The sequence below is a fragment of the Faecalibacterium sp. BIOML-A1 genome, from assembly GCF_009679715.1.
Lineage (GTDB): Bacteria > Bacillota > Clostridia > Oscillospirales > Ruminococcaceae > Faecalibacterium > Faecalibacterium taiwanense.
This window is the reverse complement of sequence record NZ_WKZJ01000002.1, coordinates 293,135-312,712: the sequence shown is the minus strand read 5'-3', so window position 1 is coordinate 312,712 and position 19,578 is coordinate 293,135. Positions and strand designations below refer to the sequence as shown.

Genomic DNA, 19,578 nt, shown 5'->3' with positions numbered 1-19,578 from the left:
AGCATGTGGCGAAAGGAGCGTGTGATCATTATGGCGATTCCTGCTTATTATTCCCTGCTCCAGCGCGGCTCCTCCGGGCCGGACGTAGCTCTTGTGCAGACCTGGCTCAACGGTGTACGCGATGCCTGCACATGGTACGGCGAGCTGAAGGCCGATGGAAAATTCGGCATTTCCACCGAGAACGCCGTGAAGGAGTTCCAACTCAAAAACAAGATGAATGTGGACGGCAAGGTGGGCGCGAACACATGGAACGTGCTCTACACCCGCTACACGGCCAAGCACGGCCTGCATGTGCCCTACCCCGGCATTGCCCTGCGCAGCGGCTCTTCCGGCGGCACGGTGCGTCTGGTGCAGCAGAAGCTCAATTCGCTGGGTGAACGGCTGAACGCCGACGGTAGGTTCGGCGCGGCAACGGCAGCGGCTGTGCAGCGGTTCCAGCGCCGCAACGGCCTTACCGCCGACGGCGCGGTCGGCGAAGAAACGTGGGAGAAGATGTTCTGATTTAAGGGAAGCGAACTCCTTCAGTCACGGCTTGCGCCGTGCCAGCTCCCTCAAAGAGGGAGCCTCTGGCAAAACCGGAAGCTTTTCCGCACTGCCAAAGGCCCCATCCCCGAGGGGGCTGGCATCGCGCAGCGATGACTGGGGGAGTTTTCCTTGCCCCCACCCCCGCCCTGCTGTATAATAAAGAAAACTCTGAAAAGGCGGTGTTTCCGTTTGCGTTTTCTGCATCTTTCCGACCTGCATCTGGGCAAGCGGGTGTGCGAGTTCTCCATGCTGGACGACCAGCGGTACATTCTGGAACAGATCCTCTCCCTGCTGGACAGCAAGCCTGTGGACGGTGTGCTGCTGGCGGGCGACCTCTACGATAAGCCCGTTCCCCCTGCCGAAGCCGTGCGCCTGCTGGACTGGTTTTTGACCCAGCTGGCCGAACGCAGGCTGCCCGTGTTCGCCATCAGCGGCAACCACGACTCCGCCGACCGCATCGCCTTCGGCTCTGCCCTGCTGCAAAACAGCCGGGTGTACGTCAGCCCGGTGTTCTCCGGTGCGCCGGTGCCCATCCCCCTCACCGACGAGTACGGCACGCTGGACGTGTACCTTCTGCCCTTCCTCAAGCCCGCCATGGTGCGGCATGTCTGGCCGGACGAGCCTGTGGAGAGCTACAACGATGCCCTTGCCTGCGTGCTGCGCCACTGCCCGCCGGACCCGGCCCACCGCAGCGTGCTGGTGGCCCACCAGTTCGCAGCCGGTGCCGCCTGCTGTGAGAGCGAGGAAGTCTCGGTGGGCGGTGTGGACAGCGTGGATGCCAGCCTGTTCGATGCCTTTGACTACGTGGCGCTGGGCCACCTGCACAGCCCCCAGAAGGTGGGCCGCGATGCCGTGCGCTATTGCGGCACCCCGCTGAAATACTCCTTTTCGGAAGCAGACCAGCACAAGAGCGCCACCTTTGTGGAGTTCGGTCTCAAGGGCGAAGTTTCCATCACCACCGCGCCGCTTACCCCGAAGCACGACCTGCGGGAAGTGCGCGGCAGCTACATGGAGCTGACCGACCGCCGCAATTACGACGGCACTGCGGTGGACGACTACCTGCACATTACCCTGACCGATGAGCAGGACGTGCCGGACGCGCTGGCCCGCCTGCGGGTGATCTACCCCAACCTGATGCGGTTGGACTACGATAATCTCCGCACCCGGGAAGATCAGGAGATCACCGCACCGGAGCACGCCGAGAGCATCACCCCGCTGGAGCACTTCTCGGCGTTCTACCAGCTGCAGAATAATCAGCCGCTGACGGCGGAGCAGGCGGCATTCTGCCAGCAGCTCATTGAGGAGATCTGGAAGGAGGGCGAGGACGCATGAGACCGCTGAAGCTCACTCTTTCGGCCTTTGGTCCCTATGCCGCCGAGACGGTTCTGGAACTGGCAAAGCTGGGCAGGGGCGGCTTATACCTTGTCACCGGCGATACCGGCGCAGGCAAGACCACCCTGTTCGATGCCATTACATACGCCCTGTACGACCATTCCAGCGGCGGTGTGCGCGAGGGTGCCATGCTGCGCTGCAAATATGCTGATCTTAAAACGCCCACCTTTGTGGAGCTGGAATTTGAGGTGAACGGCCAGCGCTATACCGTACGCCGCAACCCGGAGTACCAGCGCCCCAAAAACCGCGGCGAGGGCATGACCACCGAGAAAGCGGATGCCACCCTCACCTATTCCGATGGCCGTCCGCCGGTGACCAAAGCCAAGGATGTGACTGCCGCCGTGCAGGAGATCATCGGGCTGGACTACAGCCAGTTCTGCCAGATCGCCATGATCGCGCAGGGTCAGTTCACAAAGCTGCTCAACGCTTCCACCGAGGAGCGCAGCCGCATTTTCCGCAAGCTGTTCCGCACCCAGCGCTATGCTCGCCTGCAGGAGCGCCTGCAGGCCGAAAGCGCCGCCCTCAGCCAGCAGCGCACCACCCAGAATGCAAAGCTGGACAGTCTGCTCTCCGGCATCCGGTTTTCTCCCGACGACCCGGATGCCGATGCCCTTGCCGCACTGAACGCCCAGACCGAGCCGGAGACGGCCCTTGCCCTGCTGGAAGGTCTGCTGGCCCGCCAGCAGGCCGCGCAGGAGACCGTTGCTGCTGCCCTCAAGGACACCGAAGCCAAGCTGGACGAAGTACAACGTCAGCTGGGTGCTGCCCAGCAGGCCCGACAGCTGGCCGCACAGCTGGCCGCAAAGCAGGCAGAGCTTACCGCTGCCCTGCCTGTGCTGGAAGCTGCCCGTGCCGAGAGCGCCCGCCACGCAGGCGATGCCGCCCAGCTGGATGTTCTTGCCGGACAGGTGACGCAGGCACAGACGGCCCTTGCCGCCTACGATGAACTGGATGCCCTGTGCCATCAGCAGCAGGCCGCGCGGGATGCTGCCCAGCTGGCCGCTGCCAAGGCCAAAGCGAAACGCACCCAGCTGGCCGCACTGGACACAGCGCTGGCCGCTGCTGAAAAGGAGCTGACCGCGCTGGAAGATGCTCCCACCCGGCTGCTGGCCTTGCAGAACCGGGAAAAGGAGCTGGCCCAGCGCAGCACCGCCCTTACCACCCTGAACCAGCGGCTTGCCGCCTGCCAGCAGCAGGCACAAAAGGCCCACCGTGCGCAGGATGCCTACCGCACTGCCGCCGAAGCCAAGGAGCAGGCCCATGCCCGGCGGGATGCGCTGGACAAAGCCTTTCTGGACGCACAGGCCGGACTGCTGGCGCAGGCGCTGGCCGAGGGTGCGCCCTGCCCCGTGTGCGGCAGCGTCCACCACCCGGCAAAGGCCCAACTGCCCCACACAGCCCCCACGCAGGCGCAGGTGGCTGCCGCCAAGCAGGAAGCCGAAAAGGCCGATGCACTGGCTCAGACTGCCAGCACTGCCGCACAGAGCGTCCTTGCCGCAGCCGACGAAGCCCGCCGCTCCCTGCGCCGGGATGCTGAGAGCCTATTGCCCGAGCGCTTCACTTCCCCGGATGGGACGGTACAGCTGACCTTCAAGGGGATGAACGCTGTCCTGACGGAAGAAGCCTGTGCCCTGCACGCAGCACAGGCCGAGTGTGTCGCCGCGCTTCGGCAGGCCGAAGCAGACTGCGCCCGCCGCACCGCATTGGAGGCCGACCGTCAGGCAAAAAGCCGCCAGCGCCCGGCACTGGAACAGGCCGCCGCCGAAGCTGACAGCACCGCCGCCGCGCAGAATGCCAGCGCCGATGCGCTGGAACAGCAGGCCGCTGCCGCTCGTGCAGCCCTGCCCTACCCGCAGCGGGCCGAGGCACAGGCCGCGCTGGATACATTGGAAGCCAGCCGCACCGCCCTGCGCACCGGCATGGAGCGGGCTCAGCATTCCCTCAAACAGGCAGAGCAGGCCTATGCCGCTGCCAAAGCCGCTGTGGATGCCCTGCAGACCCAGCAAGCCACTGCCGAAACCACCGGGCCTGCCCAGCCGCTGGAATTTTTACAGGCAGAACAGACCCGCCTTGCCGCCGCCCGCACTGCCCTGCGGGAGCAGGCCCAGCAGCTGGCCGCACAGCGGCTGCCCAACCGTGCAGCCGCTGAAAAATACCGCACCGCTGCCGAAGCGCGCACTCAGCTTGAACAGCGCTGGCAGTGGGTGAGTGCCCTTGCCGCCACGGCGGGCGGCACCTTGACCAGCAAACAGAAGATCAAATTGGAAGCCTACATCCAGATGAACTATCTGGACCGCATCCTGCGCCACGCCAACACCCGCCTGATGCAGATGACCGCCGGGCAGTACGAGCTGGAGCGCATTGGTGCCGAGAACCAGCGCAGCCAGTCCGGCTTGGACCTTGGCATCATCGACCACTACAACGGCACCCGCCGCAGCGTCAAAACCCTTTCCGGCGGCGAAAGCTTCAAGGCATCGCTGGCGCTGGCACTGGGCCTTTCGGACGAAGTACAGAGCGCGGCAGGCGGCATCCGTCTGGACACGCTCTTCCTCGACGAGGGCTTCGGCAGTCTGGATGACGAATCGCTGGAACAGGCCATGCGCGTACTTGCAGGGCTGACCGAGGGCGACCGGCTGGTGGGCATCATCTCCCACGTAGGTGCTCTGAAAGACCGCATCGACCGACAGGTTGTGGTGCGCAAAGCCCGCACCGGCGGCTCTACCGTAGAATTGATCGTGTGAAACACCGCAGGCCTCTTTATAAGTTACATCTTTCCGGGGCATCCTATGGGCGGAGGTGATTTTCTAATGAGCTTGACGCCCTTTATCCGCCATGAGCTGGAACACCAGCCCGGCATTGCCGCCGCACCGGAAAACAGCTGCACCCGCTGCAGCCCGCCGCTAGGCAGGGAGCCGGACATCCTGCTGCCAGGCGACCCCGCTGCCCCCGGCACACAGGTGCCGCCGCAGATCGAAACACCGGGCCAGACCCCGCACCCGGACACGGACAGTGTCCCGCAGGGTGTGCCCATGACCAACGGCACCCCGGCCGCCTGTTACCAGAAGAACGCCCGGGAATTTTTGGCCGGGGATGTGCAGACCAGCGTGATGGCCCACTATGCACCCGGACTGTTCAGCACCGACCAGCACACCCATTCCTGCCATCCGGCCCCGGACGAGGATGCTTCTCAGGTGCTGAGCCTTGTGGACTGGCGTGAGGATGCACCTTACGGCTAACAAAAATTTTTCAAATTATTTTTGCTCTACCTGTTGAAATCTGCGTCCGCTTCCCTTATTATGGTAGCAAACAAAGATAAAGGCAGGTTTTGCATCATGGCAGAGATCAAATATGAAGTTGTTCAGCGCATTGCAGTTCTCTCGGAGCGTCCCCGCGGCTGGGAGCGTCAGCTGAACCTCATCAGCTGGAACGACGGCGAACCCAAGTACGACATCCGCGACTGGTCCCCGGACGGCACCCGCATGGGCAAGGGCATTTCCCTGAGCCACGACGAAATGGCCATCCTCAAGGGCCTTCTGGACGAGCTGGAGCTGTAAGCATGGGCGGCCGCGAAGAGTTTTTGCAGATCTGGCAGCAGCACGTCACCCGCCCCGGCAGCGAAAAGCTGCTGGACTGGCTGGACCATAAGACCGATTTCTTTACGGCACCGGCCTCCACTCGGTTCCACGGTGCGTGTGAGGGCGGGCTTTGTATGCACAGCCTGAACGTCTACCATGCGCTGCACGATACCTTTTTTACCGAGGGCGACAGCGAGGAGACCTTTGCCATCTGTGCACTGCTGCACGATCTGTGCAAGGCCAACTACTACAAGCCCGGCACCCGCAACGTGAAAAACGAAGCCACCGGCCAGTGGGAAAAGGTGCCCAGCTACAGCGTGGAGGATCTGTTCCCCTACGGCCACGGCGAAAAGAGCGTATTCCTCATCGAGCGGTTCATGAAGCTGCACATCGAGGAAGCCGTTGCCATCCGCTGGCACATGGGCGGCTTTGACGATGCGGCCCGGGGCGGCTGCTTTGCCATCTCGGAAGCCTACGACAAGTATCCCCTTGCCGTCAAGCTGCACATCGCTGATCTGGAAGCCACCTATCTGATGGAGCACCGCACCAGCGCTGTGCGCTGAAAAAACAAAAATACCCGGACAGGCACAGCAGTGCGATACTGCAGCCTGTCCGGGCTTTGTTTTGTTTAATTTTTGCGCTCGGCCTTGTTCTGGTACATTTTTACGTCCGCCTGACGGATGGCCTCGGTGAGCGGATGTACACCGCACACACCGCCAACACTGGCCGAAAGCTCCAGCTCCGGGTAGCCTTCCACTCTGGCACTCGCCGCAGCCTCCCGCACGCGCTGTATCACATGTTCCCCGGGCCGGATGTGCGGCACCAGCAGCAGGAATTCATCGCCGCCATAGCGCACCAGCACATCGGTCTGGCGCAGGTTGCTCAGGATGGACTGTGCCACGCTCTGCAGGGCCTTATCGCCCACCAGATGGCCGAACCGGTCGTTGACCTCCTTGAAGTGATCCACGTCGATCATCACTACGCCTTCCACCTGTTCGCTCTCCGCAAGGAAGCACTCGAAGTACTGGCGGGAGTATGCCCCGGTCAGCGAATCCACAAAGGCGCTGCGGTCAAAGTTGGAGCCGCGGTCCAGCAGCATCCGGCGGCCGCCCATATCCAGCCAGCGTCCGTCCGAAAGCTTGGACACCATTTCCAGCACGCAGCCGCGTCCGCCCACTTCCACATACTTTGCCATGACAAAATAAGCCTGATCGTCCTTGAACTCGATCTTGTTCAGGGATTCCTTGCGGGCAAGGGCCTTACTGGAAATGCAGTTTTCGCACCGGCCCGATTTGTTCCACACCATGTGGCAGGTGCCGGGCATCTCGGTCAGCCGGCCATCCTTGCCCAGGCCCAGCACCTTGGTGCTTTCCGGGTCCACCAGACGCACAATGTCAAAAATGCCCTTCAGGCGTTCCAGCAGTGCTTCCGGCTGGTCGCTGTTCACATCGCCCAGCATCAGCTCCTGCAGGCGGGCATGGTCATCTGTGATCTGGCCCACCACGCTTACGCAGTGGCGCACACCGGCGCGGCTCCACATGGTGTGCATCACCAGCCGGTGCAGCCGGTATTCCTGATCCACCGCGATCAGCACCGGGAATGCGGCATCCGGCTCTTCCGGCGTTGCGGCTGCAATGGCATCCAGCAGCTTGCGGCGGTCCTTGCCGGAGAGAAATGTCAGGCCCATGCCCTTATCAAAGTCCAGCTTCTGGGTTCGGTTGACCGGATCCTCGTAGCGGTTCACCACGGTCACGCTGCCGCTGAGTATATCGTAATCGAACTGAATACCGCCGCGCTGCTCGGCATAAAAAGCGGTGCGCTCCCGTTCCAGATCCAGCAGGCGCTGGGCACGATCCTCACGGGGCAGAGCTTCGCGGTGCAGGATCTCCTCCGAAAGGCGGCGGGTCTCGTGGCGGAAACCGCGGTCATACTCCGAGCGCTGCAGCTCTGTGCGCAGCAACTCCGAGGATTCTTTCAGGCATTCCATCAGCAGCGGATTGAAGCTGCCGCACTCGCCGTGCAGGATCATGTCAACGGCCTTTTCGTGGCTGTAGGACTGCTTATAACAGCGCTCGCTGGTCAGTGCGTCGTACACATCGGCCAGTGCCACCACCTGTGCTGCAATGGGGATCTCGTCGCCCTTGAGCCTGTCCGGGTAGCCGCCGCCGTCCCACCGCTCGTGGTGCCAGCGGCAGATAGCGTGTGCCACCTTTACCAGCGGTTCGTCCTGCCCGATGGCAAGCTCCTTCAGGATCCTGGCACCCTCGGTGGTGTGGGTCTTGATGGCGGCGTACTCTTCCTCGGTCAGGCGGCCGGGCTTGTTCAGGATCTCTTCCGGGATCATGATTTTGCCGATATCGTGCAGCGCCGATGCTGTGCTGATCAGCGAGATATCACTCTCATCCAGCTGGTAGCGGTCAGTCTTCTGCGCCAGCTGATGCAGGAGCAGGCCGGTCAGGGTGCGGATGTGCAGCACATGCTGGCCGCTCTCGCTGTTGCGGAACTCCACCACATGGCTCAGAATGCTGATCATCAGCACACCGTTGTGCTCTTTTTCGTACACCTGATCGGTCACAAGGCGGGTAAGGCGCTTCTGCTTTGCGTAAAGCATGAGCGCATTCTTCACCCGGCGCAGCACCATGACCCGCTCGAACGGGCGGCGGATGTAATCGGCCACGCCCATATCATAGGCGCGCTCGACGCTTCGGTTGTCCTCTGCCGCGCTGATCACAATGACCGGGATTTCCTCCTGCCATGCATAGCACTGCATCACCCGCAGCACATCAAAGCCGTCCATTTCCGGCATGATCAGGTCCAGCAGCACCAGCGCGATATCGGTGCGTCTGCGCAGAATTTCGATCGCGCGCAGGCCGTTCTCGGCTTCCAGATATTCGTAGCCCTCACCCAGAATCTCCTTGAGCATAGCGCGGTTGATCTCCGAGTCATCCACGATCAGTATTTTCTGTTTTGGTTCCATCTCAACCGCTCCTCGCTCCTGTACTTCCGGCCGCAGGGTCTTCCGTTTCCTACCGGACCACAAAAAAAGCTGCTGCAACAGCTTTGCGCTTTGCAGCAGCTTTTCATTTCACTCATATCTGCTTTTTTTGCAGGTCATCCAGCTTTCCGTCATGCGCCCATCATATCGTCGAACCAGTTCATCAGCTCCACCGAGAGGTGCTCCAATCTGGTCTGGGGCTTCCAGTCCGGCTGAGCAGGCTGCGGAACCTCCGGCCCGGGCTGTGGGGGCTGTTCGGCCTCCGGCTCCGGCCGCGGACTCTGCGCTGCCGATGGTTCCGGCTGCGGGGGCGTATGTGCCGCAACCGGCACAGGCCGCACAGCTTCGGCATGGCGGGCCAGCTCCTGACGTAGCTGCTCTGCATGAGCGCCCGCGCACTCAGCCTCCTGCCGCGCCTGCTCACAGGCCGCTTCCAGCTGGGCATTTTCCTGCCGCAGCGCGGCCATCTGCCGTTCACAGGCAAACAGACGGGTCTGATAGCGCAAAATTTCCGCACTGGCCGCTGCCAGCTTTCGGTTCATCTGCTCCAGCTGGGCACACACCGCCTTGGGCGGCTCTGCCGGAGCCTTTGCCGCGGCAGACTGGGCACAGCGCTGCCGCGAACCATTGTTCTGCTGCCTGCCCTGCGCCATGGTGTCCCTCCGATCCATCCGATACGCCTGATCCGCTTATGACGGCCAGCTTTTTATCTGCGCTTGTTCAGCATGGCCATCAGCTGGTCGTAATAGCCATTATCGCTGTTGTCCTCTTCCACGGGCTTTTCAGCAGTGGGTGCCGGTGCAGCGCCGCCTGCGGCAGAAGCTGCCGGGCTTGCAGTCTCGCTGCTGAACACAGCAGACGGAGTGGACTGTGCGCCGCCCATTGCATTGCTGATGCTGCTGCGCAGGTCGCTTGCGCTCTTGTTGTCAAAACCGGTAGCAACCACGGTCACACGCATCTCGTCCGAGAGGTTCTCGTCGAACGCAGTACCCCAGATGATGTTTGCATCGGGATGTGCGCTCTGGGTAATGAGACCTGCTGCGGTCTCCACATCCTCCAGACCGATGTCCGGGCTGGAAGTGATGTTGATGATCACGCCGTGTGCACCGGCAATGCTGGTCTCCAGCAGCGGAGAAGAAATAGCAGCCTTTGCGGCGTTCTCGGCCTTGCCTGCGCCCTTGGCGCTGCCCACGCCCATGTGTGCGTAGCCGGCATCCTTCATGATGGAGCGCACGTCGGCGAAGTCCAGGTTGATGAAGGCAGGCACATTGATCAGAGCGGAAATGGACTCAACGCCCTGACGCAGCACGTTATCGGCTGCCTGGAAGGCATTCATCAGGGTGATCTTTTCCTGGCTGATCATCTTCAGGCGCTCATTGGGAATGACGATCAGACTGTCCACATGCATGAGCAGGTTTGCAATGCCCTGCTCTGCCAGACCCATCTTGCGCTTGCCCTCAAAGGAGAAGGGCTTGGTGACGATGCCAACGGTCAGGATGCCCAGATCATGTGCCACCTCGGCCACAACGGGTGCTGCACCGGTGCCGGTTCCGCCGCCCATACCGGCAGTGATAAACACCATCTGGGAACCCTTGAGCGCATTTGCGATCTCGTCCTTGCTCTCTTCAGCGGCGCGCTGGCCGATCTCGGGGTCTGCACCGGCACCGCGGCCCTTGGTCAGCTTGGAACCCAGCTGCACCTTGGTGGCAGCGTGGTTCTTGGCCAGAGCCTGCTGGTCGGTGTTCATTGCGATAAATTCGACGCCCTGCAGGCCGTCGCTGACCATGCGGTTGACAGCGTTGCCGCCGCCGCCGCCCACGCCGATCACCTTGATCGTCGTAACGTTTTCGTCCATTTCTTCATCGAGCATGAGTGCCATAACTTTGTCCTCCATCGGATTTTATCGTAAAACTGCGCATAGCGCACAGAAATTATCTGCTTACACTTATATAACTGTATCGTATCATCTTTTTGCCCTGAATGCAAGTCAATTTTGCTTTTTTGAAGGTGTTTTTTTCTCGCTGGCGCTTTCCCGCGGCATTTCCCGCTCAATTTGGGCACCAAGTTCCGCCAGCATCCGTGCAAAACCGGCATATCCGCGGTCGATGTAGCCGGTGTCGGTAATGCGGCTCCGTCCCCTTGCCGCCAGCGCGGCCACCACCAGTGCCGCGCCTCCGCGCAGGTCCGCAGCCCGTGCACACGCGCCCTGCAGCTGCCGCACCGGCCGGATGTCCAGTGTGCGTCCCTGCACCTGCACAGCGGCTCCAAAAGCCGCAAAACCCTCTGCACAGCCGAATCTCCGCTCAAACACCACATCCTCGATGCTGCTGGCGCTGTCGGCGGCAAGCATGGCAGCAGCAAGCAGCGGCGCTGCGTCTGTTGCCAGTGCCGGGTATACCCCGGTAAACACTCTGCCCGCGCCGTGCAGCGCGCCCAGCCGGGTAATGACCGCACTTTCCGGCCCTGTTTCTACCCTGCAGCCCATTTGTGCCAGAATTTCCAGCAGCGGTGCATAGGTCTCCGGCCTGCAGCCGGTCAGTTCCACCCGGCCTCCTGCCGCCGCGCAGGCACAGGCAAGGGTGGATGCCACGATGCGGTCGGCCATGGGCGCAAAGCTGCAGCTATACAGCATTCGTCTGCCCTGCACCCGGATGGTGCTGGTGCCCGCGCCCTGTACACAGCCGCCGCAGCGGTTCAGGAATGCTGCCAGATCGCTGATCTCAGGTTCTCGTGCGGCCCCGCGCAGGACCGTCTCGCCCTGCGCCGCAGCTGCTGCCAGAAGCAGGGTCTCGGTAGCACCCACGCTGGGGAACCCAAGTGTGATGTCCGCACCGTGCAGTCCGGCAGGCGCTGTCAGGATCAGCCTTGCCCCCTCCTCCCGGCAGTGCACGCCCATCTGCGCAAGGCCGGAAAGGTGCAGGTCCACCGGCCTTGCACCAATGCGGCACCCGCCGGGCAGCACCGTTTCCACCCGGCCAAGCCGTGCCAGAAGCGGTGCGCAGAACAAAATGGATGCCCGCATCCGCGCGGCGGCTTCCGGCGCAAGGCGGCAGGTGGAAGGCACGCCCTGCACCGTGATGTCGCTGCCCTGCCAGCGGGCCGTGCAGCCCGCACCCTGCAAAAGCTCCACGCTGGTGTCCACATCCGCAAGATGCGGCACCTGCAGAAAACGCACCGTGCCATTGCACAAAAGGGCCGCTGCCAGCAGCGGCAGCACGCTGTTTTTGGCTGCCGGGATGTGCACTGTGCCGTTCAGCGGCATGCCGCCTGTGATGATAAGATCTCCGCCCATGCAAAAAGCCCCCGTTCCGCAAAAGATACCTCATGCTATGCGGCGCGAAGGCTTTTTGTTTATTTTGTCTGCAGTTGTGTCATTTGTTTGTCCGGTCATTTGTGGCTGTGCCGGCAGAGGATGCTGTCGTTTTATGGCAGGGAACGCCCGGTTTTATGTCTCCCCGCGGGACACCGACAGCACGATGCCCATTTCGCCCAGCAGCATCATCAGACTGGTGCCGCCGGAGGAAAAAAACGGCAGGCTGATGCCGGTATTGGGGATGGTGTTGGTGACTACCGCCATATTCAGCACTGCCTGCAGGGCCACCTGCACCACAAAGCCCACTACCAGCAGCGCACCGAACCGATCCGGTGCATGCGCCGCCAGCGTGATGCCCCGCCACAGCAGCAGCGCAAACAGCAGGATCACCGCGCAGGCTCCCACAAAGCCAAGCTCCTCGCACAGGATGGAAAAGATGAAGTCGTTCTGCGGTTCGGGCACGAACAGGTGCTTCTGGCGGCTGCTGCCAAGGCCAAGGCCCGCCGCGCCCCCGGAGCCGATGGCATACAGGCTCTGGATGGTCTGGTGGCCGTCGCCCAGCGGGTCGGCAAAGGGATCCAGCCATGAGCTGAGACGGCTGGCCGCGTAGGGCACAAGGTCCGGCATAATGATGATGGCAGCTCCAATGGCCGCTGCACCGCCCGCCCCGGCCAGCACGAACCACTTGAGGCCGGTGCCGCCCACGAACATGAGCACCGCGCCGATGCCCAAAATGAGCACGGTGCCGGAGAGGTGCGGTTCCAGCAGCATGAGCACGGCCACCGCTCCCAGCACCAGTGCAAAGGGCAGCACCCCCACCGCAAAGCTGCCCATGCGGTCGTGGTTGAGCGCAATGATATGCGCAAACACCAGCACCACCGCAAATTTGGCGATCTCGCTGGGCTGCAGTGTACCCAGGCCCGGAAGCACCAGCCAGCGCTTGCAGCCGTTGTACTCCGGCATGAACAGCACCGCCGTCAGCAATACCATTGAAAGCGCCAGCAGCGGCCATGCCAGCTTGTGGTAAATATGGTAGTCCACCCGGCTTGCCACCCACATGGCCCCGATGCCCAGCGCAGCATACAGCAGCTGCGGCCGCAGGTAGGCAAAAGCATCGCCCCGCCGGTACAGCGCCACTGCACTGCTGGCACTGCCCAGCATTACAAGGCCAAAGCCCACCAGCGTGAGCACCAGCACCAGAAACGGCAGGTCCATGGCCGGCAGATGCCGCAGCGGCAGGCCGCGCTTTGCATGGGCAGCAGCTTTGTGCATCCGTATCACCTCCGTTCCTTTATTGTACGCGGCGGCGGTGTCGGTTAGTCATATCCCCGGCACACCGGCGCATACACTTGCCCAGAGAAGGAGGTGCCTGCCATGCCAAAACCGGAGCCGCGCCCCTTGCGCACCCTGCCGGAACGGGCATTCCATGCCCGGGCACGGCTGGTGGCCGCGTTGATGTGCTGCGTCTGCTTTGCGGGGCTTGCCGCGCGGCTGGCGTATCTGCAGCTGTTTTCAGGCGACTGGTATACGAACCGTGCCCTCGGCCAGCAATTGCGCGATACTGTGGTGCCTGCCGACCGGGGCCGTATCTACAGCGCCGACGGTGTACTGCTTGCCGCCAACAGCAGCTGCTGGACATTGCGGGCCTCCCCGCGCGAGATGCCGGAGGAAAAGCTCAGCCTTGCCGCGCAGGGCCTTGCGGAAATATTGGAGCTGGACGAAGCGAAGCTGCTGGAAAAATTCAGTGACCGCACCTCCAACGACTGCCTTTTGCGCTACCGCGTGGAGCGCGACACCGCCGACCGCGTGCGGGATTTTTGTGAAGAGAACGGCATCACCGGCATCCGCATCAATCAGGACTCCAAGCGCTGGTACCCGGAGGGGGAATTTCTGGCCAGCGTGCTGGGCTTTACCAATGTAGACAACGCCGGTGTGAGCGGGCTGGAGCTGAAATATAACGATGTGCTCACCGGGCAGAATGGTGTGGTGCTCACCGCCGTCAACGCTTGGGGCTACACACTGGAGCAGAGCTACGAGACCGAAAAAGTGCCCTTGGAAGGCAGCGGCCTGCGGCTGACTGTCGATGCCAACATCCAGCATTACCTTGAAAACGCGCTGGATTATGCGGTCAAGGAGCATCATGTGGCGGCGCGCGCCGTGGGCATCGTGATGGACGTGAACACCGGGGCCGTGCTGGCCATGTCCACCACGCCTGCCTACGACCCGAACCAGCCGCGCGTGATCTACGATGCAGCCGCCCGCAAGGCCGTGGATGCCCTTACCGGCAGCGAGCGCGCTGCCGCCCTGCAGCTGGCCCAGCAGACCCAGTGGCGCAACAAGGCCGTCAGCGACCTGTACGAGCCGGGCAGCGTGTTCAAGCTCATCACCTGCGCCGCCGCGCTGGATGCCGGGGCTGTGAGCAAAAACTCCACCTTTTACTGCGGCGAGTCCATCTCGGTGGCGGGCACACGGTTCCACTGCGCCAACCACAAGCGCCACGGCAGCCAGACCGTGACCCAGGCGCTGGAAAATTCCTGCAACCAGAGCTTTATCCAGATCGGCGCGCGGCTGGGCAAGGAAGCCTTCTGCGATTACTTTGCCGCTTTCGGCCTGCGGGAGCCAACCGGGGTCGATCTGCCCGCCGAACCCAAAAAGAGTCTGTACTACACCGCCGACCGCATGGGACCGGTGGAGCTGGCCTCCTGCGCCTTCGGCCAAAGCAGCAAGATCTCCTATATGGAAATGGCCGCAGCCGTGTGCGCTGTGGTGAACGGCGGCAGGCTGATGCAGCCTTATCTTGTCAGCGATATCCTGAACCCGGACGGCAGCATTCTGCAGCACACAGAGCCGGTGTGCAGGCGGCAGGTGATCAAACCGGAAACTTCTGAAACCATGCGTGAGATGATGGAAGCCGTGGTGCTCTACGGCGGCGGGCGCAATGCCCGCATCCAAGGCTACCGGGTGGGCGGCAAGAGCGGCACCAGCCAGAAGCTGGACAGCGCCGACGAAAAAGCCCGTATTGCCAGCTTTGTGGCCGTGGCTCCCATCGACGACCCGCAGTTTTTGTGTCTGGTGTGCTTGGACGAACCCCACAGCTGGACGACTGCCGGCGGCAGCCTTTCAGCCCCGGTGTGCGCCGAGGTTCTGGAACAGACGCTGGTGTACAAGGGCGTGCCCCGCGCCGTGGAACCGGAAACCGATACCGATCCCGCCCAGACCGCTGCCGACCTGCCCGCCGACGGTGACAGCTTTGACGGGGCGTAAGCAAAAAACGGCCCCGGAAAGGTCTTCCGACTTTCCCGGGGCTGCAATGTTTTTTTGTTTAATTCTGCTGCGGCTGCTCGCGGAAGACGATCTCGCCGGTCTCGCTGTTCATGGACTCCACAATGGCAAGGCTCTCCAGCTGGATGCCCTTGCTGCGGATCAGCTCGCCGCCCTGCTGGAAGCCCTTTTCCACAGCAATGCCGATGCCTTCCACGGTGGCGCCGGCTTCCTTGGCCAGATCCAGCAGGCCCATCAGGGCACAGCCGTTGGCAAGGAAGTCGTCAATGATCAGCACATGGTCTTCCGGGGTGAGGAACTTTTTGGAGACGATCACATTGTAGATCTTTTTGTGGGTGAAGGACTGGATTTTGGTTTCGTAGTTGTTGTAGTCCAGATTGATGCTCATGGACTTTTTGGCAAATACCACCGGCACGTTGAACTCGCTGGCCACGATGGCTGCAATGCCAATGCCGCTGGCCTCGATGGTGAGCACCTTGTTGATGGGCTTGCCTGCAAACAGGCGCTTCCACTCCTTTGCCATCTCCCGGAACAGCGGAATGTCCATCTGGTGGTTGATAAAGCTATCCACCTTGAGCACATTGCCCTCGCGTACGATACCATCTTTGCGAATACGATCTTCCAGCATCTTCATAGTGCAGCAATTCCTCCAACCTGATCTTTTCCATGCCCATGCGTTTGCAGCGCATATTTCTCTTTTTATTTCACTTAGTATACCGGATGCTCTTTCCTTTGGCAAGAGGTTTTCTTGATAAATTTATAGGTTTTCCGCTCTTGTACTTTTTACAGATTCGAGTATACTGTAGTTAATATAAGGTGTGTCCGGCATCTGTGCACCGGCACACAGGAGGGGAGAGCATATATGAAAACGGGTCTTGTGCTGGAAGGCGGTGCCATGCGCGGCATGTTTACCGCCGGTGTTCTGGATGTATTGATGGAGCATGGCATCGTGCTGGATGGTGCCATTGGCGTTTCGGCCGGTGCGGTGTTCGGCTGCAACTACAAGTCCCATCAGATCGGCCGTGTGATCCGCTACAACACCCAGTATTGCAACGATAAGCGCTACGCAAGCTTCGGCAATCTGCTGCGCACCGGCAACCTGTACAGTGAGCAGTTCTGCTACCACACCGTGCCGGAAAAGCTGGACGTGTTCGACGCAAAGGCATTTGCAGAGAACCCCATGGACTTTTTTGTAGTGTGCACCGATGTGCGTACCGGCGACCCCATCTATCACAAGTGCCGCACCGGCGATGCCGAGGATATCCAGTGGATGCAGGCATCCGCTTCCATGCCGCTGGCGGCCAAGATCGTAAAGATCGGCCATTATCAGCTGCTGGACGGCGGCATTGCCGATTCCATCCCCGTGCGGTTCTTCGAGTCCATCGGCTACAAACGAAACCTCATTGTGCTGACCCAGCCCAAGGGCTTTGTGAAAAAGAAGAACAAGATGCTGCCCGCCATCCGGGCACGCTACCTGCGCTACCCCGCTTTCGTGGAAGCCGTTGCCGACCGTCACGAACGCTACAACGAAACGCTGGATCACATTGCCATGCTGGAGCAGACCGGCAAGGCGTTCGTCATCCGCCCGCCCATCCCGCTGGAGATCGGCTCCATGGAGCGCGATCCGGTCCAGCTGCGCCGCGTCTACGAGACCGGCCGTGCCGTTGCCGAAATTCAGGTGGATAAGATTGCCGCCTTTGTGAACGAATCCAAAGCTGCAGCGGAAGAGTAACGGCGGCACAAACAGATATCCTGCATGTGCATAGCCCCCACGGGGAAGCAGCTCTTTTGATCGAAGCGCAGGTGCGCAGCCAGAAGGTCTACATGTGATGTTTTCGCGGCATCACGAAAATGTTAACGTCAACAAAATCATGGTATAGCAGCAGCCCCGGTGAACCTGACGGTCCATCGGGGCTGTTTTTGCGCCGTCTTCAACGACATCGCCGCAGCTGTTCGAATCCACCTGCATTTGTGAGCCTCACGCACAAGCAAAACAAAAAGCTCTAACGTACTAAATACGCTAGAGCTTTTTTGGTGGGCGCGGGTGGATGTCGCGAGCCGCGCATCTAAAAAAGCCCCGCAGGGGCTTTTTTGCCCTCCGGACTATTCGGAGGGCCGATGCTGTTCGAATCCACCCTCGAGAGGGAGACTTAAGATGCCGGGCAAAACAAAAAACCAGCGTAATTTCTACGCTGGTCCTTTTGGTGGGCGCGGGTGGATTCGAACCACCGAAGCTGAAAGCAGCAGATTTACAGTCTGTCCCCATTGGCCACTCGGGAACACGCCCATATTCAGTTTTGCAGTCCATGGATTGCCTGTATATATTACCACCCGGATGGTAGTTTGTCAACATCTTTTGCGGAATTTTTGGATTTTTGTGCCGAAAGCAAAAACACAAAAGCAAAAGCCGCCCAGAAATCAACGTTCCTGAGCGGCTTTTTGGAGCTGGTGACAGGAGTTGAACGAGCCACCGGCATTGCATCACTGAAAAATAGAGATTTTTACACTAAAATCTGCACGTTTAGCAGTCTTTTTCTTGTACCATCCTGCACAGCCCACACACCCACAAAATCAAACGTGTGTTAAAATGTGTGTTATTTTCCGGCGTGTAGCAGCTTCAAAAACATGCCGTTGACGGCCTGCGCGGTCTCTGTGTCCTCACCGGTCAGAGCGTGGCCGTACACGCCGAATGTGTCCATGTCCTCGCTGTGGCCTACAAGGTCTTTGACCTCACCGGCGGGCAGCTTCTTTGCTACGCTGACAAAGGTGTGTCGCATCTCGTAGGCCGACACGGTCGGGATCTCGTTCACCCGGCAATAGACCTGCCAGCGCTTATAGTAATAGGCTTCGCTTTTCAGGCAGAACACGCTCTCACCGGCCCCAGTGACGGCCCGCTGCTGTTCCAGCACGGCACGCGCCAGATCAGACAGCACAAAGGCCCGCACGGCGTTGTCGTTCTTGCCGCGGGTCTGTTCGCCCAGCACGTTCACGGCGCGGGAGATGAACACTGTGCCGCCCTTGACATCGGCCCAGCGCAGGCCCACCAGTTCACCCGGGCGCAGGCCCGTGAGCACCTGAAAGCGGTAGGCATGGATAAAATCATCATGCACCCGCTTGCCCCTGTACAGGGTCGTGTCCACGCGGAACAGCGTTATCAGGGCATCCGGCTGCAACACCTTCTTGCCCTTTGGACGGGCACCGGCGGGCACGTGCAGCCCTTCGGGGTGGAAGGTGGTCAGCTTCTTTGCACGGCACCATTTGCAGAATGCCCGCATATCCGCGCAGAGGGATTGCAGGGACTTCTTTGCAAGGCCATCGCTGTAGGCATCGTTTACCACGTCCTGCAGGTCTTGTTCTGTCAAGCTGGTAATACGCTTCCTGCCGATCGCAGGCAGTATCCGGGTGCGCCAGCGGCTTTCAACGTTCCGCTGGTTGCCGGTGCCCGTGGTCTTTACCACTGTGGCATACCACTCTTGATATAGATCCTCCACCCGGCGGGCCTTGACCCCAATGCCATCATCTAACCAGCGGTCAGCCTTTGCATTGGCTTCCCGCTGCCCAGTGCGGCCCGGGGTGCTGCTGTAGAACTGTTTGCGCACGCCGTCTTTCTGCACGGCAATGCGCCAGCGCTGGTATTTTTCTTCCCACTGGGCCGTGTTGGTGCGCTTACTCATCGCGGTAGAACCGGCCCAGCGCCTGCAGCACCGGCAGGAAGTCGTTGCAGATCTGCGCGGCCACGCCGTCAGCGGTCTTTTCATCGTAGACGTGGGAGGTGATGTTCCGGGCCGTCAGGATCCGGTTCCAGCGCTCCGCGTCCTGAATCACCCCGGCGGCATAAGCATCTTTCAGCACTGCACGCGGGGACGATGCAGCCAGTACAAAGCCCTGATCTTCGAGATACTCTTTCAGGGACTTCCACGACAGCTCCACCGTGAACTCGAACCGCTGAATTAGTCCATCACGGTAAAGTGCATCCTGCTGGCTCTTCTGGTAAATGGCTACCGCCTGTTCCAGCTGAGCCAGAGCGCTGTTATAGTTTTCAATCTTTTGCAGCATAGAGGGTTACACCGTCCTTTTCGATATTTGCCAGAAATGCGGGGTTCATGCCGTCCGTGATGTGCACGATATCGAATTTTAACAGGGTGGGCAAGTCTTCGCAGTCCATCCAGAAATTCGACCGGCTGCCCTCTGGCATCCCGTACACGGCCAGATCTATGTCGCTGTTGTATCGGTTATCCCCTCTGGCACGGGAACCGAACAGCACGAGCCGCTTTGCGCCGTATCGGCGGGCCAGCGCGGCCAGCTGGCTATAAAGTTCTTCCATGGGTTCACCTGCTATCTTTTTGTGCATTTTGTCTCCGGAGGGAGACGACCAAGTTCTTTCAGAATATTGTAGCAGTCACGAACATACATCTGACGGTGAACTGCTCTGTCCCACCCATCGTAAAATGAGTTACAGATATCATCATATGCTGGGTCTATCGGAGTTTCCAGAA

Annotated in this window: 17 protein-coding genes and 1 tRNA gene; 8 read left to right on the top strand and 10 right to left on the bottom strand. The window is 60.8% G+C overall.

All coding sequences use genetic code 11. The features are described from left to right. Window positions 1–30: 30 nt before the first annotated feature. From GKG36_RS14930 to GKG36_RS03860, 6 genes are all read left to right on the top strand, one after another. Window positions 31–501, top strand: coding sequence for a peptidoglycan-binding protein (locus GKG36_RS14930; RefSeq protein WP_154259289.1), 471 nt, complete (start codon window positions 31–33; stop codon window positions 499–501). A 213-nt stretch (window positions 502–714) separates the two neighbouring features. Further along, a complete protein-coding gene (locus GKG36_RS03880; RefSeq protein ID WP_154259287.1) occupies window positions 715–1,857 on the top strand; it encodes an exonuclease SbcCD subunit D in 1,143 nt (380 codons plus the stop codon). Continuing rightward, window positions 1,854–4,658, top strand: coding sequence for an SMC family ATPase (locus GKG36_RS03875; protein WP_154259285.1), 2,805 nt, complete (start codon window positions 1,854–1,856; stop codon window positions 4,656–4,658). Before GKG36_RS03880 ends, GKG36_RS03875 begins: the two co-directional genes overlap by 4 nt. Window positions 4,659–4,724: 66 nt before the next feature. Further along, window positions 4,725–5,153 (top strand): hypothetical protein, encoded by a 429-nt coding sequence (locus GKG36_RS03870; protein WP_243138967.1) that lies wholly within the window; start codon window positions 4,725–4,727, stop codon window positions 5,151–5,153. Window positions 5,154–5,249: 96 nt separating this feature from the next. Next, entirely contained in the window at window positions 5,250–5,471 is a 222-nt protein-coding gene (locus GKG36_RS03865) for a PC4/YdbC family ssDNA-binding protein (RefSeq protein WP_120079997.1), read from the top strand. A 2-nt stretch (window positions 5,472–5,473) separates the two neighbouring features. Further along, window positions 5,474–6,055 (top strand): hydrolase, encoded by a 582-nt coding sequence (locus GKG36_RS03860; protein WP_120120256.1) that lies wholly within the window; start codon window positions 5,474–5,476, stop codon window positions 6,053–6,055. Window positions 6,056–6,120: 65 nt separating this feature from the next. Here the strand turns inward: GKG36_RS03860 and GKG36_RS03855 are convergent, their stop codons facing one another. From GKG36_RS03855 to GKG36_RS03835, 5 genes are all read right to left on the bottom strand, one after another. Continuing rightward, window positions 6,121–8,469 carry a diguanylate cyclase gene (locus GKG36_RS03855; RefSeq protein ID WP_154259281.1) on the bottom strand — a complete coding sequence of 783 codons (2,349 nt, stop codon included), beginning with the start codon at window positions 8,467–8,469 and terminating at the stop codon, window positions 6,121–6,123. 149 nt (window positions 8,470–8,618) lie between these two features. Next, the gene (locus GKG36_RS03850) at window positions 8,619–9,158 is read right to left on the bottom strand and encodes a hypothetical protein (RefSeq protein ID WP_243138968.1); all 540 of its coding nucleotides are present in this window, start codon (window positions 9,156–9,158) and stop codon (window positions 8,619–8,621) included. 35 nt (window positions 9,159–9,193) lie between these two features. Then, on the bottom strand, window positions 9,194–10,366 hold the full coding sequence (ftsZ, locus tag GKG36_RS03845) for a cell division protein FtsZ (RefSeq protein ID WP_044954030.1): 1,173 nt from the start codon (window positions 10,364–10,366) through the stop codon (window positions 9,194–9,196). Between the two features lie 108 nt (window positions 10,367–10,474). Continuing rightward, a complete protein-coding gene (locus GKG36_RS03840; protein WP_154259279.1) occupies window positions 10,475–11,779 on the bottom strand; it encodes a UDP-N-acetylglucosamine 1-carboxyvinyltransferase in 1,305 nt (434 codons plus the stop codon). Between the two features lie 153 nt (window positions 11,780–11,932). Next, on the bottom strand, window positions 11,933–13,072 hold the full coding sequence (locus tag GKG36_RS03835) for a putative peptidoglycan glycosyltransferase FtsW (RefSeq protein ID WP_097781606.1): 1,140 nt from the start codon (window positions 13,070–13,072) through the stop codon (window positions 11,933–11,935). A 102-nt stretch (window positions 13,073–13,174) separates the two neighbouring features. On the opposite strand from GKG36_RS03835, the gene GKG36_RS03830 reads away from it, so the two are divergent. Next, a complete protein-coding gene (locus GKG36_RS03830; RefSeq protein WP_154259277.1) occupies window positions 13,175–15,064 on the top strand; it encodes a penicillin-binding transpeptidase domain-containing protein in 1,890 nt (629 codons plus the stop codon). Between the two features lie 58 nt (window positions 15,065–15,122). Here the strand turns inward: GKG36_RS03830 and GKG36_RS03825 are convergent, their stop codons facing one another. Then, a complete protein-coding gene (locus GKG36_RS03825) occupies window positions 15,123–15,716 on the bottom strand; it encodes a xanthine phosphoribosyltransferase (RefSeq protein ID WP_097775238.1) in 594 nt (197 codons plus the stop codon). Window positions 15,717–15,944: 228 nt separating this feature from the next. On the opposite strand from GKG36_RS03825, the gene GKG36_RS03820 reads away from it, so the two are divergent. Continuing rightward, window positions 15,945–16,814: a patatin family protein gene (locus tag GKG36_RS03820; RefSeq protein WP_154259275.1), complete on the top strand. Its 870-nt coding sequence runs from the start codon at window positions 15,945–15,947 to the stop codon at window positions 16,812–16,814. 470 nt (window positions 16,815–17,284) lie between these two features. On the opposite strand, the gene GKG36_RS03815 is transcribed toward GKG36_RS03820, so the two are convergent. From GKG36_RS03815 to GKG36_RS14770, 4 genes are all read right to left on the bottom strand, one after another. Beyond that, a tRNA-Tyr gene (locus GKG36_RS03815) sits at window positions 17,285–17,369 on the bottom strand. 307 nt (window positions 17,370–17,676) lie between these two features. Continuing rightward, window positions 17,677–18,756, bottom strand: a complete 1,080-nt coding sequence (locus GKG36_RS03810) for a tyrosine-type recombinase/integrase (RefSeq protein WP_173012874.1) — start codon at window positions 18,754–18,756, stop codon at window positions 17,677–17,679. Further along, on the bottom strand, window positions 18,749–19,138 hold the full coding sequence (locus tag GKG36_RS14775) for a nucleotidyltransferase substrate binding protein (protein WP_243138969.1): 390 nt from the start codon (window positions 19,136–19,138) through the stop codon (window positions 18,749–18,751). Before GKG36_RS14775 ends, GKG36_RS03810 begins: the two co-directional genes overlap by 8 nt. Beyond that, entirely contained in the window at window positions 19,122–19,406 is a 285-nt protein-coding gene (locus GKG36_RS14770; protein WP_243138970.1) for a nucleotidyltransferase domain-containing protein, read from the bottom strand. The genes GKG36_RS14775 and GKG36_RS14770 overlap by 17 nt, the downstream gene beginning before the upstream one ends. Between the last annotated feature and the right edge of the window lie 172 nt (window positions 19,407–19,578).

Coding starts and splice junctions, on each gene's coding strand:
- GKG36_RS14930 (WP_154259289.1), top strand. CDS start 31: ATGGCGATTCCTGCTTATTATTCCCTGCTCCAGCGCGGCTCCTCCGGG.
- GKG36_RS03875 (WP_154259285.1), top strand. CDS start 1,854: ATGAGACCGCTGAAGCTCACTCTTTCGGCCTTTGGTCCCTATGCCGCC.
- GKG36_RS03870 (WP_243138967.1), top strand. CDS start 4,725: ATGAGCTTGACGCCCTTTATCCGCCATGAGCTGGAACACCAGCCCGGC.
- GKG36_RS03865 (WP_120079997.1), top strand. CDS start 5,250: ATGGCAGAGATCAAATATGAAGTTGTTCAGCGCATTGCAGTTCTCTCG.
- GKG36_RS03860 (WP_120120256.1), top strand. CDS start 5,474: ATGGGCGGCCGCGAAGAGTTTTTGCAGATCTGGCAGCAGCACGTCACC.
- GKG36_RS03855 (WP_154259281.1), bottom strand. CDS start 8,469: ATGGAACCAAAACAGAAAATACTGATCGTGGATGACTCGGAGATCAAC.
- GKG36_RS03850 (WP_243138968.1), bottom strand. CDS start 9,158: ATGGATCGGAGGGACACCATGGCGCAGGGCAGGCAGCAGAACAATGGT.
- ftsZ (WP_044954030.1), bottom strand. CDS start 10,366: ATGGCACTCATGCTCGATGAAGAAATGGACGAAAACGTTACGACGATC.
- GKG36_RS03840 (WP_154259279.1), bottom strand. CDS start 11,779: ATGGGCGGAGATCTTATCATCACAGGCGGCATGCCGCTGAACGGCACA.
- GKG36_RS03835 (WP_097781606.1), bottom strand. CDS start 13,072: ATGCACAAAGCTGCTGCCCATGCAAAGCGCGGCCTGCCGCTGCGGCAT.
- GKG36_RS03830 (WP_154259277.1), top strand. CDS start 13,175: ATGCCAAAACCGGAGCCGCGCCCCTTGCGCACCCTGCCGGAACGGGCA.
- GKG36_RS03825 (WP_097775238.1), bottom strand. CDS start 15,716: ATGAAGATGCTGGAAGATCGTATTCGCAAAGATGGTATCGTACGCGAG.
- GKG36_RS03820 (WP_154259275.1), top strand. CDS start 15,945: ATGAAAACGGGTCTTGTGCTGGAAGGCGGTGCCATGCGCGGCATGTTT.
- GKG36_RS03810 (WP_173012874.1), bottom strand. CDS start 18,756: ATGAGTAAGCGCACCAACACGGCCCAGTGGGAAGAAAAATACCAGCGC.
- GKG36_RS14775 (WP_243138969.1), bottom strand. CDS start 19,138: ATGCTGCAAAAGATTGAAAACTATAACAGCGCTCTGGCTCAGCTGGAA.
- GKG36_RS14770 (WP_243138970.1), bottom strand. CDS start 19,406: ATGGAAGAACTTTATAGCCAGCTGGCCGCGCTGGCCCGCCGATACGGC.